This window comes from Schinkia azotoformans LMG 9581 (genome assembly GCF_000307855.1).
Classification (GTDB): domain Bacteria; phylum Bacillota; class Bacilli; order Bacillales; family Bacillaceae_J; genus Schinkia; species Schinkia azotoformans.
In genome coordinates, this window is sequence record NZ_AJLR01000040.1 from 90,394 (window position 1) to 107,617 (window position 17,224).

16 protein-coding genes, 1 pseudogene and 1 riboswitch are annotated in these 17,224 nt (G+C 38.4%); of the genes and pseudogenes, 14 read left to right on the forward strand and 3 right to left on the reverse strand.

Annotated features, from left to right (window positions below; translation table 11 throughout):
• Window positions 1-24 precede the first annotated feature (24 nt).
• The 3 genes from BAZO_RS04725 to BAZO_RS04735 form a co-directional block, all read right to left on the reverse strand.
• The gene (locus tag BAZO_RS04725; RefSeq protein ID WP_003330166.1) at window positions 25-672 is read right to left on the reverse strand and encodes a nitroreductase family protein; all 648 of its coding nucleotides are present in this window, start codon (window positions 670-672) and stop codon (window positions 25-27) included.
• Window positions 673-1,005: 333 nt separating this feature from the next.
• Window positions 1,006-2,322 carry a nucleobase:cation symporter-2 family protein gene (locus tag BAZO_RS04730; RefSeq protein WP_003330167.1) on the reverse strand — a complete coding sequence of 439 codons (1,317 nt, stop codon included), beginning with the start codon at window positions 2,320-2,322 and terminating at the stop codon, window positions 1,006-1,008.
• 24 nt (window positions 2,323-2,346) lie between these two features.
• A complete protein-coding gene (locus BAZO_RS04735) occupies window positions 2,347-2,937 on the reverse strand; it encodes a xanthine phosphoribosyltransferase (protein ID WP_003330168.1) in 591 nt (196 codons plus the stop codon).
• Between the two features lie 128 nt (window positions 2,938-3,065).
• A riboswitch (purine riboswitch) is annotated at window positions 3,066-3,167 on the reverse strand.
• A gap of 168 nt (window positions 3,168-3,335) precedes the next feature.
• Here BAZO_RS04735 and BAZO_RS04740 point away from each other — a divergent pair.
• The 14 genes and pseudogenes from BAZO_RS04740 to BAZO_RS04800 all read left to right on the forward strand — a co-directional run bounded on the left by BAZO_RS04740 (window position 3,336) and on the right by BAZO_RS04800 (window position 17,131).
• Window positions 3,336-4,322 carry a thymidylate synthase gene (locus BAZO_RS04740; RefSeq protein ID WP_411844588.1) on the forward strand — a complete coding sequence of 329 codons (987 nt, stop codon included), beginning with the start codon at window positions 3,336-3,338 and terminating at the stop codon, window positions 4,320-4,322.
• 18 nt (window positions 4,323-4,340) lie between these two features.
• Window positions 4,341-4,955 carry a DedA family protein gene (locus BAZO_RS04745; protein WP_003330170.1) on the forward strand — a complete coding sequence of 205 codons (615 nt, stop codon included), beginning with the start codon at window positions 4,341-4,343 and terminating at the stop codon, window positions 4,953-4,955.
• 24 nt (window positions 4,956-4,979) lie between these two features.
• A complete protein-coding gene (locus tag BAZO_RS04750) occupies window positions 4,980-5,471 on the forward strand; it encodes a dihydrofolate reductase (protein WP_003330173.1) in 492 nt (163 codons plus the stop codon).
• 215 nt (window positions 5,472-5,686) lie between these two features.
• Window positions 5,687-6,952 carry a threonine ammonia-lyase IlvA gene (gene ilvA, locus BAZO_RS04755; RefSeq protein WP_003330174.1) on the forward strand — a complete coding sequence of 422 codons (1,266 nt, stop codon included), beginning with the start codon at window positions 5,687-5,689 and terminating at the stop codon, window positions 6,950-6,952.
• A gap of 247 nt (window positions 6,953-7,199) precedes the next feature.
• Window positions 7,200-7,958, forward strand: a complete 759-nt coding sequence (gene fdhD / locus BAZO_RS04760; RefSeq protein ID WP_003330175.1) for a formate dehydrogenase accessory sulfurtransferase FdhD — start codon at window positions 7,200-7,202, stop codon at window positions 7,956-7,958.
• A 29-nt stretch (window positions 7,959-7,987) separates the two neighbouring features.
• Window positions 7,988-8,554 carry a twin-arginine translocation signal domain-containing protein gene (locus tag BAZO_RS23495; protein WP_003330176.1) on the forward strand — a complete coding sequence of 189 codons (567 nt, stop codon included), beginning with the start codon at window positions 7,988-7,990 and terminating at the stop codon, window positions 8,552-8,554.
• A gap of 12 nt (window positions 8,555-8,566) precedes the next feature.
• A pseudogene (gene fdnG / locus BAZO_RS04770) lies at window positions 8,567-10,966 on the forward strand (formate dehydrogenase-N subunit alpha); the annotation flags it as partial.
• Window position 10,967: 1 nt separating this feature from the next.
• Window positions 10,968-11,783, forward strand: a complete 816-nt coding sequence (locus tag BAZO_RS04775; protein WP_003330178.1) for a 4Fe-4S dicluster domain-containing protein — start codon at window positions 10,968-10,970, stop codon at window positions 11,781-11,783.
• Window positions 11,770-12,363: a formate dehydrogenase subunit gamma gene (locus BAZO_RS04780; protein WP_003330179.1), complete on the forward strand. Its 594-nt coding sequence runs from the start codon at window positions 11,770-11,772 to the stop codon at window positions 12,361-12,363. Before BAZO_RS04775 ends, BAZO_RS04780 begins: the two co-directional genes overlap by 14 nt.
• Window positions 12,350-12,445, forward strand: a complete 96-nt coding sequence (locus tag BAZO_RS21560) for a formate dehydrogenase, nitrate-inducible, cytochrome b556(fdn) subunit (protein WP_411844589.1) — start codon at window positions 12,350-12,352, stop codon at window positions 12,443-12,445. Before BAZO_RS04780 ends, BAZO_RS21560 begins: the two co-directional genes overlap by 14 nt.
• A 4-nt stretch (window positions 12,446-12,449) precedes the next feature.
• Window positions 12,450-13,250 (forward strand): formate dehydrogenase accessory protein FdhE, encoded by an 801-nt coding sequence (locus BAZO_RS04785; RefSeq protein ID WP_003330181.1) that lies wholly within the window; start codon window positions 12,450-12,452, stop codon window positions 13,248-13,250.
• 78 nt (window positions 13,251-13,328) lie between these two features.
• A complete protein-coding gene (mobA, locus tag BAZO_RS04790) occupies window positions 13,329-13,922 on the forward strand; it encodes a molybdenum cofactor guanylyltransferase (RefSeq protein WP_003330182.1) in 594 nt (197 codons plus the stop codon).
• Window positions 13,923-13,961: 39 nt separating this feature from the next.
• The gene (locus BAZO_RS04795) at window positions 13,962-15,194 is read left to right on the forward strand and encodes a molybdopterin molybdotransferase MoeA (RefSeq protein WP_003330183.1); all 1,233 of its coding nucleotides are present in this window, start codon (window positions 13,962-13,964) and stop codon (window positions 15,192-15,194) included.
• A 14-nt stretch (window positions 15,195-15,208) separates the two neighbouring features.
• Complete coding sequence (locus BAZO_RS04800) at window positions 15,209-17,131, forward strand: molybdopterin biosynthesis protein (RefSeq protein ID WP_003330184.1); 1,923 nt, start codon at window positions 15,209-15,211, stop codon at window positions 17,129-17,131.
• Window positions 17,132-17,224: the final 93 nt, after the last annotated feature.

A 17,224-nucleotide genomic window follows, 5' to 3' on the forward strand; every position in this document is an offset into this window, starting at 1 on the left:
TGTGGCTTTTAACGTTATTTTTTATTATTCAATAATCTTCAAGATATCCGCGACTTCTTTACGGGCCAATCTTTTTGGTGTTTCTTTTGGATACCCTAAAGCAATAACCATGTTAATCGTTTTACTTTCTTCAATATGTAAATACCCGCGTAATCGTTCTTCAGCAAGTAAAACAGGGCCAGTCATTGGACAAGTACCCAATCCTTTGGCATGGGCTGCTAACATTAAATTTTGGGAAGCTAGGCAGCTGCTTTTTATTCCTTCTTCTCGCCATACTTCGTCAGGAACAAGGTCGATCGGGTTAAACACTTTTTCCCTAAACTTAGATTCGTATGGTGTTGCTAAGCAAATAACCAAGACAGGCGCATCTGAAAAAGCAGTGGCATAAGGACCAAATGATTTGAGCAGCATTTTAGCTGGTCTATCTAAACCACGTTCTTCTGCGTCTTTCGCTCTTTCGTGAAGGGCATCCCAAGTTAATTCTTCGATCTTCTTTATCTTTTCCTTATCTTTAATCACGATAAATTCCCATGTTTGTGAGTTTGTGTCACTAGGGGCGTATCTAGCGCAATCAATTAACTCAATAATATCTTCGTTTGATACTTCTTTTTCTTCGAATTTTCTTACACTTCTTCTGCCTAAAACAATTTCTTTAAACTGACTGTAATCCATAAAAACCTCCATCAAACCATTTATAAACATAATAAACTAACTCTATCAAAATATAGCATACTTTTACAACAAAAACTGCCTTATCCCTCATCAAAAGGAGCTCGAGTCCATATTGGTGAGGATAAAAGCAGGTTATCTATTATCAAAAGGAGCTCGAGTCCACTTTGGTGAGGATAAATGGAAGTTATCTATTATTAAAAGGAGCTCGAGTCCACTTTGGTGAGGATAAACGGAAGTTATCTATCATCAAAAGTAAATCGAGCCCACTTTAGTGAGGATAAATGTAAAAGCATTAAATTGAAGACAGGATACCACGCAAATGTAACGAGCAATTTAAGAAACTTTCTGACCTTCTATCGAAACGACGGTATTTTTTCCTTCAGCTTTGCTGCTAGGTATAACATTAAACATAATGTTTAGTGCAATTGCTGTTAAGCTGCCGGCGACGATCCCGTTGCTTGTTAAAATTTGAACACTGGAAGGTAATTGAGCGAACATTTCAGGAACGGTAGTTACACCTAAGCCCATACCAACAGAGCAGGCAATAATTAATAAATTTCCTTGGGTATCAAAACTAACATTGCTTAACATCTTAATCCCATAAGCGACTACCATTCCGAACATCGCTACCATTGCACCGCCTAGTACTGGCTCAGGAATTATGGTAGTAATGGCCGCAATTTTTGGAACTAATCCTAAAATAACAAGGATAAAGCCTGCCATAAAAATCGTATTTTTCGATTTAACTCCCGATAGCTGGACAAGGCCGACGTTTTGCGAGTAGGCTGTATAAGGTAAAGCGTTAAATATACCGCCGAGCATAATCGCCAATCCTTCTGCTCGGTAGCCCTTTGTTAAATCTTGTTGCGATAGCTTTTGCCCGCAAATGCTGCTTAACGCAAGGTACACACCTGTAGATTCTATTAAACTAACAATATTAACCAAGGTCATCGTTAAAATTGGTGTTAGTTCAAAGGTAGGTGTTCCAAAATAAAATGGCTGCACCATATGTACCCAAGAAGCTTCGCCAACTTTTGAAAAATCAACGAGCCCCATAAAAGAAGCTGCAATCGTACCGATGATCATTCCTAATAAAATGGAGATAGAACGAATAAAGCCAGTGAAAAATTTGTTTAGTAATAAAATAATGACTAAAACACCAAATGAAAGCATTAAAAACTTCGGATTTCCAAACTCTGGATTCCCTTGTCCACCAGCCATGTTATTGATAGCGGTGGGAATTAATGTAATACCAATGATTGTAACGACGGAACCAGTTACAACAGGAGGGAAGAATTTAAGCAACTTACCGAAATATTGGGCGATCAAAACAACGATTAGTCCTGAGACAATAATCGCACCGTAAACGGAAGATATACCATATTGTGTACCAATCGCAATCATTGGACCAACGGCTGTGAACGTACATCCAAGCATGATCGGCAGGCCGATACCAAAAAAACGATTTTTCCAAACTTGTAGAAGTGTAGCAATACCGCATGCTAATAAATCAATTGAGACAAGATACGTTAATTGTTCAAATGATAACCCTAAAGCACCCCCCACAATAAGAGGTACGATAACCGCACCAGCATACATAGCTAAAACATGCTGAAAACCTAATGAGAATGTTTTCAATGAGTTTTTCATATAATCCTCCAATAAAAGAAATAGTTAAATAGATACACATTCCTCAGTTTTAAAAGAAACTTCACCGTTTTCTAATGATTCAATTCTTGCAAGTGATTCTAAGCGGAATCCTTTAGCTGTAATTAGGTCGGCACCTTCCTGGAATGATTTCTCAATTACAATCCCAACACCGGCTACTTTTGCTCCCGCTTGTCGGGCAAGATCGATTAATCCAAGAGCTGCTTGGCCATTTGCAAGAAAATCATCGATTATAAGAACGGTATCTGATTGTAATAAATAATCCTTCGAAACAGTGATTTCATTTGTTTCTTGTTTAGTATAGGAGTAGACACTTGAACAATATAAATGGTCGCTAGCGGTAAGAGGTTTTCTCTTTCTAGCAAAAACAACTGGAACATCGAACTCTAAAGCAGTCATAATGGCCGGCGCAATTCCGGATGATTCGATCGTTAAAATCTTCGTAATTCCTTCATTTTCGAATCTTTTTGCAAATTCCTCCCCGATTTTCTTCATTAACTTTGGATCCATTTGATGGTTAATAAAGGAATCAACCTTTAAAACGTTATTCGGTAGGACAATTCCCTCTTGGCGGATTTTTTCTTGTAATTCTCTCATAGTTTTTCTGTTTATCTCCTTTCAACTAAAAAAGCCCAAACCAGTTGTTTCTCAATTTGAGTAAGCAACAGATTTGGGATATAGTATTCTAGTAAAGATAATACTTTAAATGAAAAGTATTAAATCTTAAACCAAATGAGCTTACTCGTAGTCGGAAAATTTATGGTAATCCGGTAGAAACTCGCTGGCCATATTCCAGCTATTATACGAGCTAGTCTTATGTAATTTTTATTTAATGTAATTTGCATTATATATTAGAAAAATAATCTTGAAAAGAGGGTTTTTATAAAAAACGAACAAAAATTTTAAAAAAATTATTAACGTTCGGTTTTTCTCTTTTTGTAACTGTTTTTACACAGTAAAGGGCCTTTTTGTTATAATAGAGTGCAAAAGAAGGAATGAACTATATAAAAGGAGTTGTATCATCATTGCATCATTCAGAAAATGCTTATTTACAAATGTGCCAGCACATTATAAATAACGGGATTAAAAAAGAAGACCGAACTGGTACAGGCACTTTATCTGTGTTCGGCTATCAAATGCGTTTTGACTTAAATCAGGGATTCCCACTGTTAACAACAAAACGTATTCCTTTTCGATTAATTGCCAGTGAACTTCTATGGTTTATTAAAGGGGATACTAATATCAGGTATTTATTGCAGCATAATAATAATATTTGGAATGAGTGGGCTTTTAAGAATTGGGTAGAAAGCAGCGAGTACAATGGGCCCGATATGACTGATTTTGGTCGCCGCAGCCTTATCGATGAACAATTTAATGAACTCTATCAAATTGAGATGGACAAGTTCAAAGAAAGAATTTTATCAGACGATGAATTTGCAAAGAAATATGGTGAACTTGGGCCGGTTTACGGAAAACAATGGCGGAACTGGGAGACAGCACGCGGAGAAATGATCGATCAGCTAAAAAATGTTATCGAAGAAATTAAGAGAAATCCGGACAGCCGAAGATTGTTAGTCGTTGCCTATAATCCGGGTGAGGTTTCCGGCATGGCATTACCTCCATGTCATAGCTTATTCCAATTTTATGTTGCAGAAGGAAAACTAAGCTGTCAGCTTTATCAAAGATCAGCCGACATTTTCTTAGGAGTGCCCTTCAATATCGCCAGTTATGCGTTATTAACACATTTAATAGCCCAGGAATGCGGCTTACAGGTTGGTGATTTTGTACATACATTTGGGGATGCCCATATTTATGTGAATCATATTGAACAAATTAATACACAGTTAAGCAGGGAGCCAAAACCCTTGCCAACTTTAAAATTAAACACAAATGTTACCTCTGTATTTGATTTTGAAATGGATGATATTGAACTTATTGGATATGATCCATATCCGGCTATTAAAGCACCGGTAGCAGTGTGATAAATGGGTTGTGAATAAATGGAAAGCCATTTAATTTATTTGTTGGAGCATTATGGATACTTTGGAATTATGTTCCTATTAATTTTGGGAATTGTCGGTTTGCCGATTCCTGATGAATTCTTGCTTACTTACATTGGATATAACGTATTTTTGGGAAAATTATCCTATGTTTTATCTTTAGCTAGTGTATTTATTGGGGCCATCATTGGAATTTCGATTAGTTATTTTTTAGGAATTAAATTAGGTAGCCCCTTTTTACATAAATTCGGACCTAGACTTCATTTTACAGAAAAAAGGATCGAAACGACTCATCGTCTCTTTGAAAAATTTGGCCCTTATTTATTGTTTATAGGATATTTTATTCCCGGTGTACGTCATATTACCGCTTATCTTGCCGGAATTAACACAATGTCATTTAAAAAGTTTGCCTTATTTGCCTATACAGGTGCGGTGTTTTGGGGATTTACCTTCATAACATTGGGCCGGACATTGGGGAAAAATTGGCATCGAGTCGAGTTTATAATAGACCAATATCGGGTTTACTTTATCGTATTTGTATTACTTGCAACTATTAGTGTTATTTTTATTTATTGGAGAAAAGCAAAAACAAAAGCAATTAAATCGAAGATATGAATCGAATAGGAAAGGATCTTTCGAATGATTTCAATCGTGGTAGCAATGGATAAAAACAGAGTGATCGGCAAAAATAATCAATTACCATGGCATCTGCCGGCGGATTTGGCTTTTTTTAAAAAAGTAACAATGGGGAAAGCAATCGTAATGGGAAGAAAAACCTATGAGTCGATTGGAAGACCATTACCTGGTCGGGAAAATATTATATTAACGAAAAACAGAGAGTATCAGACTGAGGGCTGCACGATTATCCATAGTATTGATGATGTTTTTGATATAGAAAAAATAGCAAATGGGGAAGTGTGTGTCATCGGTGGTGCAGAAATTTTTAAAGAAGTTTTAACTTCTACCGATCGCTTATATATAACCGAAATTGACCATGAATTTGAAGGGGATACATATTTCCCGCTGGTAAGAGAATCGGATTGGACACTTATTTCTAAGGAAAAAGGACCTAAAGACGAGAAAAATCCGTATGATTATTATTTTGCTATTTATGAAAGAATTTTGTCATAATTTTGGCGGTGAATGGGAGAGCTATCATCAAAAATGGAGCTCTTCCATTTTTTAATTTTACATTAAATTGCAGGTTATATTTTAATGATAACGTTTTCGCATTTACCGAAAATTGCAAGAGTTTTGAAAATACTTTTCTCAGTCCCTCTAAAACGTGTTATAATAGAATGAAAATTCTATGTATACAATAGCTTTAGAAAGAAGGACTATCTAAGATGGAAGGTACAAAGGTTATGAAGAAAGTACAAATTGAAGATATCATCATTGCAAATCATGCTTTAAAAGATATTGTTACCCATACACCATTACAAAAAAATGAAATATTATCTGAACGATATCAGTGTAATGTTTATTTAAAAAGGGAAGATTTACAAATTGTTCGTTCGTTTAAACTTCGTGGTGCCTATAATAAAATTCAAAGCTTAACGGAAGAGGAACGGAAGAAAGGGGTTGTTTGCGCAAGTGCAGGAAATCATGCACAAGGCGTGGCTTATTCCTGTAATGCTTTAAAAATTAAGGGGAAAATATTCATGCCATCCACAACACCGCGTCAAAAGATTAACTCTGTTACAAGATTTGGTGGAGAGTTTGTAGAAATCGTCTTAATCGGTGATACATTTGATGATTCCTCTCAAAAAGCGATGGAGTGCTGTAAACAAGAAGGGAAGGTATTTATCCATCCATTCGATGATCCACATGTCATTGCTGGTCAAGGAACACTGGCTATGGAAATCTTAAATGATATTGATGAGGAAGTTGACTATATATTTGCGGCAATTGGTGGGGGCGGCCTCATTTCCGGGGTTGGTACTTACGTTAAAGCCATTTCTCCAAAAACTCAAATAATTGGAGTTGAACCGGAAGGTGCTCCATCCATGAAAATTTCACTGGATCAAAATGAAATTGTTACCCTCGATAAAATTGATAAATTTGTTGATGGCGCCGCTGTTAAAACAGTTGGTGAGATGAATTTTGAGATTTGTAAGGAGTTGTTGGCGGGAGTAACTGTGGTTCCTGAAGGAAAAGTCTGCTCGACCATTCTTGAACTATATAATGAAAATGCCATTGTTGTAGAACCTGCAGGAGCGTTGTCTATCGCTGCTCTTGATTTTAATAAAGATAAAATTAAAGGAAAAACAGTAGTTTGCGTCGTCAGCGGCGGTAATAATGATATCAGCAGAATGCAGGAAATGAAAGAAAAATCCTTGATTTATGAAGGATTAATGCATTATTTCATCGTTAATTTTCCACAACGTGCAGGTGCATTACGTGAATTCCTGGATGAAGTTTTGGGTCCAGATGACGATATTACTCGATTCGAATACACGAAGAAGAATAATAAAGACAACGGACCGGCTCTCGTTGGATTGGAACTTAAAAACAGGATGGATTATGAACCATTAATTAATAGAATGAAGAAAAAAGGCTTTAAATATAAAGAGCTTAATAAAGATATGGATTTATTTAATTTATTAATATAATAATATGTAGTAAACAAAGACTGGAGATTATTCCGGTCTTTTTTATTTGTTCATATTTTTGTCGAAATTTGTATAACTTTCTGATATGAAAAAGTAGTTTAATAATAGTGTTAATGGTTAATTGCACAAAAATATTATTTTAAGAAAGCACTTTCAATGATGGAGAGTGTGATTTAAATTACAGTCAGGTATTTTTAATCAGGCTAGTATAATATTGGATGTTTTTGCATGAAGGGGGTGTTCACAAATGAATCGAAAATCATGCCCAGACGAGTACCCTATCACTCTCTTTGTTAATGGTCAAAATCTAGCAACTTACCAACTTACAAACCGAGATTTAGAAGATTGGGCAGTTGGCTATTTATATTCCGAGGCAGTCATTAGCTCCCCTAATGACCTTAAAATGATCAGAATTGATGAATCGCGAGGTAGGATATTGGTAGAAACAACCAGTGACTTTGATATCGATCTTTTTCGTGAAAAACAAATGAACTTTTCAGCTGGTTGTGGCAGAGGAATTACCTTTTTTTCGATGTCAGATGTTAAAAGTTTTACTAAAGTTAAAACAAATCGGACCGTTTCACTTTCTTATTTGTTAAAGAAACGGCATGAATTTGCGATAAATTCACCGCTATATTTGGAAACAGGTGGAATGCATGGTGCCTGCATTGTCGATCGCGAAGGTAAAATCTATGTTCGTGAGGATATCGGCAGACATAATGCTGTTGATAAAATTATTGGTTTCGCCTTACGCGAAAATATGAAACCTGAAGATCTCATCCTGCTTACTACAGGACGAATTTCATATGAAATGCTTTCAAAGGCTGCCAGATTTGGCTTTGGCATTGTGGGTTCAAGGACAGCCGCCACAAAGCAGGCTATTCAATTGGCAAACTATTTGAATGTAGAAGTCATTGGCTACATTAGAGGGAAAATGATCAATGTTTACACTTCTTGTGGCCGCGTCTTAAAAGATCTTAATGACAAAGTAGCTGGAGATCTATGATCAAGCAACAAGTGAAAGGAGAATAATGTATGGCAGAATTGACTAGAAGACAATTCCTCAAATTGTCCGGTGCGACAGCAGCCACATTAGCCATTGTTGAGCTTGGCTTTAATGAAAAAGAGGTACAAGCAAAGTCTAAACAATTTAAATTAGCTGAAGCCACTGTTACACCAACGATTTGCTGCTATTGCGCAGTTGGCTGTGGAATACTTGTTCATACAAAAGACGATCATGTATTGTTCACAGAAGGAGACCCAGATCACCCTATTAATGAAGGATCGCTTTGTAGCAAAGGTACAAATATCCGTCAGGTGTACGAATCTCCACGTCGTGTGACAAAGCCACTTTATCGTGCGCCTGGGAGCAGTGAGTGGGAGGAAAAATCATGGGAATGGATGTATGACAGAATTGCAAAAAAGGTGAAAGAAACACGTGATCAAACATTTGTGACCCATGATAATGGGCTACCTGTGAATAGAACTGAGGCCATCGCGTCCCTTGGTGGAGCAGCTTTAGATAATGAAGAGGACTATTTGCTTGCTAAGCTTATGAGAGGGCTGGGATTAACCTATATTGAACACCAGGCACGTATATGACACAGCTCTACGGTTGCCGGTCTGGCACCTTCATTTGGTCGTGGAGCAATGACAAATCATTGGAATGATATTCAATATTCTGATTGCATTTTAATCATGGGTTCAAATCCCGCTGAAAACCATCCGATAAGTTTCCGTTGGATTTTAAAAGCGCAAGAAAAAGGCGGTAAGATTGTATCCGTAGACCCGCGTTTTACACGAAGTTCAGCGAAAGCTGATATTTACGCACCATTGCGTTCAGGTACAGATATTGCCTTTATTGGTGGTCTGATAAATTATGCGATTGAAAACAATTTGTATCATAAAGAATACATTGTGAAATATACAAACGCTGCCTACATATTAGATGATGCGTACGATTTCCATGATGGCTTATTTAGCGGTTTTGATGAAGCTGGCCGAAAATATGATCAAGCCACTTGGGGATTTAAAAAGGATGCTGCTGGCAATGTATTAATGGATGAAACGCTGGAAGATCCACGTTGTGTGTTCCAAATCATGAAAAAGCACTATTCCCGTTATGATATTGATACAGTTATTTCTGTAACCGGAACACCAAAAAATAACTTCCTTGAAGTAGCTCAAGCTTTCTGTGGTACAGGGAAGGCTGGTAAAACAGGTACAATCATGTATGCAATGGGTGGAACACAATCTACTCATGGATCTCAAAACGTGCGTGCCTATGCGGTTATTCAGTTATTATTAGGAAATATTGGACTTCCTGGCGGCGGCGTTAATGCCCTTCGCGGTGAATCAAATGTTCAGGGTTCAACGGACTTTGGGCTCTTGTATCACAATATTACTGGTTATCTAAACACACCGATAGACAATGAAAAAATGGCAACTCTTCAAGCGTATCTTGATAGTGAAACACCAAAATCAGGGTATTATGTGAACAAGCCGAAATTTTTTGTGAGTTATCTTAAAGCGATGTATGGGGAAAACGCAACAGCCAATAACGAGTTTGGTTATCAATATCACCCGAAATTAAAAGCAGGGAAAAACAATTCCTATATGGGATTATTTGACGAAATGTATGAAGGGAACCTCAAAGGGCTGTTCCTATTTGGACAAAACCCGGTTGTTGGATCACCGAACTCTACAAAGTCCCATAACGCGCTTGCCCAATTAGATTGGATGGTTTCAATTGACCTTTTTGAAACAGAGACGTCCGCTTTCTGGAAAAAGGAAGCTGGGAAAAATCCTGCTGAAATTAAGACTGAAGTTTTCTTTTTACCTGCATGTAGTTCATATGAGAAAGAAGGAACCGTTACGAATTCTGGCCGTTGGATGCAATATCGTTGGCAGGCAATTCAACCAAAAGGAGATTCCAAGGGTGATTTAGAAATCATTCACGTTTTGGCTCGCAAATTAAAAGAGCTGTACAAAAATGATTCTTCACCAGTTGCAGCACCTTTCAATGCGCTTAGTTGGAGCTTTGGCGAGCATGCTCACCCGGATATCGACCTTGTTCAACGAGAAATCAATGGTTTTGATTCCAAAACAGGCAAACTCGTTCCTGGCTTTGGAAAGCTCGCGGATGATGGTTCAACAGCATGCGGCAACTGGATCTATTGCGGTTTCTATCCGGAGGAAGGCAAAAATCTATCAAAGGCTCGTGATAACAAAGATACGGGCATGAATAACTTCTTAAATTGGTCTTTTGCATGGCCAATGAACCGTCGGATTCTTTATAATCGTTGTTCAACAGACTATAATGGCAAGCCATGGTCTGATGATAAAAAGGTAATTTGGTGGGACCAAGCGAAGAAGGAATGGACAGGCTATGATGTTCCGGATTTTGTAAAAACACAAGTTCCAACTGAGGAGGCGGGACTTAAACCGTTTATTATGAATGCATCCGGTGTGGGTAATTTATTTGCTAACTTAAAAGATGGCCCACTTCCAGAGCATTATGAGCCATATGAAAGTCCAATTCCGAACCCATTCTCCAGTATCGAGGTAAGCCCTGTTGCAGCCATGTTTAGTAAAAAGAGCAACAAGAAAGGAAGCCCTAAAGATTTTCCAATTGTGGCAACAACTTATCGTGTCAGCGAGCATTGGCAGTCTGGATCAATGACGCGGAACCAATCATTCCTTGCTGAACTTATGCCGCATATGTTTGTGGAAATCAGTGAAGAATTGGCTAAGGAAAAGGGGATTAACAATAAAGACCGTGTTATCATCAAATCAGCCCGGGCTGAAATTGAAGTGTATGCTCTAGTTACGAAACGCTTTAAACCTTATAAGATTAAAGGGAAAAAAGTACACCATATCGGCATGCCTTGGAACTACGGCTTTAATGGAATTGCCACTGGCGCTTCCGCTAATGATTTAACAACCTATGTAGGGGATGCTAACTCTCAAATTCCTGAATATAAAGCGTTCCTTTGTGATATAAGGAGGGCATAAGATGACAGAATATATTAAATATGTAGATGTAACGAAGTGTGATGGTTGCCGTGCTTGCATGGTCGCTTGTAAAAGTTGGAACGACCTTGAAGCAGAACCCGAAAGCTTCAACGGCACAATTCAGTCACATGAAACATTGACAGCGAATACGTGGAATTTAATTACGTATCAAGAAAAAGAAATGAATGGCCGCTTTGAATGGTTATTCCGTCATAAATCTTGCCTTCATTGTACGGATGCAGGCTGTGAAAAGGTTTGCCCGGAAAATGCAATCAGCTACACAGATTATGGTTCAGTTGTAGTTGACTATGATAAATGTGTCGGCTGTGGGTATTGCGTCGAAGGATGCCCGTTTGATGTGATCCAGCTAACCCACTATATTGATGAAAATGGGAGAGAGCAGCGTCGTGCCCAAAAATGTACTTTATGTACAGACCGTCTTGATGAAGGTTTACAACCTGCTTGTGTAAACTCCTGTCATACAGATGCATTAATGTTTGGGGAAAAAGATGAAATGTTAGCACTTGCCGAAAAGCGTGTTAAAGAAGTGAAAGAACGTTATCCCAAAGCACATATCTATAATCCGCCTGGTGTAAATGGCACTCATACTATTTATGTTCTTGTGGAGGACCCTGAGTTTTACGGCTTGCCAAAGAACCCGAAAGTACCAACCTCAGCTAAGATTTGGAAAGACTATGCACAGCCGATAGGAAAAGCATTATTAGGGGTAACAACGATGGCTGTTCTCGGCAGTATGGTTTCTAACAAATTTTTAAATCCTTATCATGGTGGAGGCGATTCTGATGAGCAAAAGTAGTGAGCGCATGGTTAAGCGTTTTGGTTTGCCGTTTCGTATTGCCCATTGGACTGTAGCATTTTCGTTTTTGGCGCTGTATATAACTGCACTGCCGATGTATACCGAGTTTTTCGATTGGCTCTGGCCGATATTAGGTGGTCCGGCTAATGCCAGGATTTTGCATAGAATTTTTGGAGTAACTTTGATGGTTCCGCTTTTCATTATGATTTTCTTTGATCCAAAGGCATTGTTACATTGGCTTAAAAGTGCCTTTACTTGGGGTAAGCATGATATCCAATTTTTATTGGCTTTCCCACTCGTGTTTTTTGGGAAAGATAAGGAATATCCAAAGCAGGACTTTTACAATGCTGGAGAAAAAATAAACTCTTTACTTCAATTATTTTGTGGTATTGGGATCGTCGGTTCAGGGATCATCATTTGGAAAACAAACTGGTTCCCAAATTGGCTTGTTGATATCGGCTATCCTGTTCATGCTATTTGTGTAGGGCTCTCTGTAGCCGTTGTGATTGGGCATGCTTATTTGGGTACATTTGCCCCCGACGGATGGAAAGCATTTCGTGGCTGGCATGGTAAAAGGTGAGGTATCAGAAGAATGGGCGAAGCACCATCATGGCCGTTGGACCGATGAAGTAGAGAAAGCGAAAAAGGAAAAAGGTGCTTAAACTTATGTCAGTTATCAATAAGGAATATATTGACCTTCAAAAAGAGATCTTAAAAAAACAATCATTGTGGAAAAAGGAAATCAGTCAAGATTTTCACCATAGTGAGCTTTCGATTAAAAATGAAAATATGCCATTAATTGAGCAATTGGATTTCAAGGTGCCCATTCCAATTTATAAGTCATGGATTTTAGAATTAATGGAATTACTATCTGATAGACAACCATCTCTAACAAGCGAAATGGGTCAAATTAAAGAGTTGTTAAATGATGTGATTTTGGAACAATGGGTTGATGAAGTGCTTACTTTCAATGAATATTATTTCACACATTTGGTCCAAGAATGGAAAGTAAGTGAATGGATTCCGCAGTTTTTAGCCGAACATGCCATTCGTCCTTATTTGCGTCAAATGGCAGATGTTTATGCTGAAGACCTTACTAGCTTTAAGCATACAGGAACATGTCCATGCTGCGGTGAACCGGTGCGTCTTGCCAGATTAGAAGGCAAAGTAGGTAAGAAAGTTCTGTACTGTCCACGGTGTTATGCATCTTGGTCCGAAAAACGAACAAAATGCTCTCATTGCGGTGTGGATCATGATGATAAAATGAACTATCTTCATCTGGAAAATGACCCAACAAAACAGTTGTATGTTTGTGATGATTGCAATGGCTATGTTAAAGTAATGGATGAAAAACAAGTATTAAAAATAGAAGAACCAGCCCTTTTGGACCTAAACACAATTCATTTAGATATACTTGCCCAAGAAAAAGGATATGGTGTTACGATAGAAAAAGATAGAGTTAACTAAGGCGGTGGGATTTTACACCGCCTTTTTTCAACTGTTTAGTTTAAGAGTTAAATACTAAATTGAGTAGGTGGGACAAGCATGAATGCAACAGCAATCATCCTAGCTGGTGGAAAATCCAGCAGAATGGGCACAAATAAAGCACTATTACCAATGGATGGAAAACCAAATATCGAGTTGATTAAAGACCAATTAACACCTTTTTTTTCTGATATAATAGTCGTAACGAATGATTTTGAAGCCTATGAATTTTTGAAAGTGCCGATGGTAAAAGATGAGTACGTAGGGAAAGGGCCACTTGCCGGTATTCATACAGGATTAAAGAACAGCAACACAGAAACCAACTTTTTCGTCGCTTGTGATATGCCTTTTGTCTCAGGTGAATTAGCTCAATATCTAGTTTCCTTATGCGAGAATTATGATGCGGTTGTTCCAAATATAAACGGAACATTACATCCGCTATTCTCTGTTTTTAAGAAAGAGACACTACCAAAGATAGAACAATGTTTGCAAGCGGAACGCTTACGAATTAGAGACTTTCTTAATGAAGTAGCAGTACTTTTTGTACATGAAAATGATATAGACCCTGTCCTGGTTGGTAATATCGAAAAAGTATTTTATAATATGAATTATCCTGTGGATTATGAAAAAGCTAGAAATTGGCTAAAGCAGTAAGTGATTTTTTACGGTAAATTACGGGGGGAGGGGTTATTTTTGCAATTTTTTAAAGTAAAATCAGTTGAGGAAACATATGACTTAATAAGACAACATGTCAAAGCCATTACTACACAAGAGACTGTTTTTCTATCTGAAGCATTACATAGAATACTAGCGGAGGACCTTGTTTCATCTGAAAATATTCCAAGCTTTCGCCGCTCTACGGTTGATGGTTATGCTATTAAAGCTTCGGATATTTATGGTTCCTCAGAATCTATGCCCGGCTTTCTAAATGTTGTTGGAGAAGTCCACATGGGAGAGGAAGTAAGCCAAGAACTGGAAGCCGGCGAAGCGATGTATATCCCAACTGGAGGCATGGTTCCAAAAGGTGCTGACAGTGTAATTATGATTGAACATTGTGAAGATATTAGCGGGTTATTAAATACGTATCGTTCGATTGCACCTGGTGAAAATATTATTGGCATTGGTGAGGATATTAGGGAAGGTGAAACGTTTCTTACAAAGGGGACAATGCTAAGACCACAGGAAATCGGTGCCATCGGTTCATTAGGAATTGATCGAGTGAATGTTTACCAAAAAATCACTGTCGGTTATTTATCATCTGGTGACGAAATCGTCCCATATGAAACAAATCAGATCTTACCTGGACAGGTTCGTGATATTAATGTCTTAACCATTGGCAATATGGTCAAAGAATGGGGTTATGATTTTGTTTACGGTGGAATAGTCCCGGATCAATATGAGATCTTCCAAAAACGAGCGGCGGAATTAGCTGAAAAGGTAGATTGTCTTATCCTGTCGGGAGGCAGTTCCGTCGGTGCAAAGGACTATACAACCGAAGTTATACAATCAATCGGAGATCCGGGTGTATATGTTCATGGTGTATCAGTTAAGCCCGGGAAACCGACGATCCTATCTCAAGCGGGTGGGCTTCCTGTTATTGGGCTTCCTGGGCATCCGGCTTCGGCAATGATTATCTTCCAATTATTTGGTAGTGAAATCTTAACGAGATTAAGCGGAGGAAAAACAAGTGAATTGCCATCTAGAACGATTGCTAAGATGAAGAAAAACATTCCGTCATCACCAGGCCGCTCAGATTATATACGTGTAAAATTAAGCTTTGAAGAGGGAGAATGGTGGGCAGAACCAATCTTAGGGAAATCAGGTTTATTAAAAACGTTAGTTCAAAGCGACGGTATAATTGAAATTCCTTCTAATAAAGAAGGGGTAGTGATAGGTGAAGCGGTTTCTGTTATTTTGCTGCGGTAGGAAGGTGAAAATTCTTGAAGGATAAAAGGTACGGTAGAAAGATATATTTAGAGGACAAGCCCCGAAGTCAGGCATTACAGGAATTACTAGATGCATTTACATTTGAACGTGTGATTGAAAAAGTGCCAACTCCAGAGGCGCTCGGTAGAATAACTGCTGCTCCAATTTATGCTCGGCTTTCGCAACCACATTATCATGCCTCGGCCATGGACGGCATTTCTGTAATAGCTGAAGAAACCTATGGTGCACATGAACAAAACCCTGTACAATTATCTATATCAAATGGTCAGTTTATATACGTCGATACGGGAAATCCAATTCCCTCCCCTTTCGATGCCGTTATTATGATTGAAAATGTACATGTTGTAGATGAAGATACGATTGAAATTATTGAACCAGCGACACCATGGCAGCATATCAGGCCTATTGGGGAAGATGTTGTAACAGGGGAAATGCTGCTACCACAAGGACATAAGCTGCGACCAGTTGACCTTGGGGCGTTACTTGGCGGAGGAGTCTTTGAAGTTCCCGTCACCAAAAAGCCAATCGTTTCGATCATTCCTACAGGTAATGAAATCGTTAGTCCGAGTATCGACGTGAAACCCGGAGAAATTATTGAAACGAATGGGACTGTATTTGCGGGCTATGTAACGGACTGGGGAGGGGCTCCAGTTAAAGAGGAGATCGTTAAAGATAACCCGGATTTAATTCGCCAGGTTCTTCTAACTGCAGCAGAAAAATCAGATATTGTGATAATCAATGCTGGATCATCTGCGGGCTCAAAAGATTATACGGTTCATATCATTGCTGAAATCGGCCAAGTATTATCACATGGCGTTGCAACACGTCCAGGTAAACCCGTTGTCCTTGGGAAAATTCATAATACAGTGGTGATTGGACTTCCCGGCTATCCTGTTTCTGCTTATCTAGCGATGGAATGGTTTGTCCGGCCGCTTATTTGTGAATATTTAGGAGTGGCCGAGCCGGAAAGAGAGAAATTAACGGTTAAACTTGGTCGTCGCGTTATCTCGAATATGGGGTCCGAAGATTTTGTTAGAATGAATATTGGCTATGTGAATGGTCAATACATTGCGAACCCGCTGACAAGGGCAGCAGGTGTAACAATGTCGATGGTTCGGGCGGATGGCCTACTGCTGGTTCCGGCTGAAAGCCTCGGTTTAGAACAAGGTGAAATGGTGGAGTTGGATTTATATAAACCATTAAAGGTGATCAATAAGTCGATCTTGTTTAGCGGCAGTCATGACTTAACTATTGATATAATATCTTCCCAAATCCGGAGTCAGGATATTAATAGGCAAATCATTTCGTCCCATACTGGCAGCATGGCAGGACTTATGGCGATCCGAAAAGGGGAAGCCCATATTGCCGGTATTCATTTATTAGATCCGGACTCAGGTGAGTATAACTTGCCTTTTATAAAAAAATATATCAACGATCAAAAACTAGTATTATTAAGATTTTTGAAAAGGGAGCAAGGCTGGATTGTTGCCAAAGGAAATCCAGATCATGTTCATTCGGTCAATGATTTAATAGAAAAGAACTTAAATTTCGTTAATAGACAAAAAGGTGCCGGTACGAGAATTTTATTTGATCATCTATTGAAAAAAGCCAATCTTTCTTCTGAAAGTGTAAAAGGCTATCAAAGGGAAATGTTCTCACATTTAAGTGTTGCGGCTGAGGTAAAACAACAGGAAAAAAGCGTCGGACTAGGTATTTATTCAGCTGCAAAAGCGATGGATTTAGATTTTATTCCGATTGCAGATGAAAGTTATGACCTATTAATGACAGCCTCCTTCTATGAAAGCGAAGGTGGAAAATTGTTAGAAACTGTACTGCGATCCAAAGAGTTTAAAAACACAGTAGAACAACTAGGCGGCTACAAAGTGATCCAGGATTTCCAACCCTACTACATTTAATTTAGATGTATTGAATCAGTTACAATTCTGCGACAATTTAATAGTTTGAGTTGTGAAATAACTTTGAACACATGAATGACTATATAGCCAAAA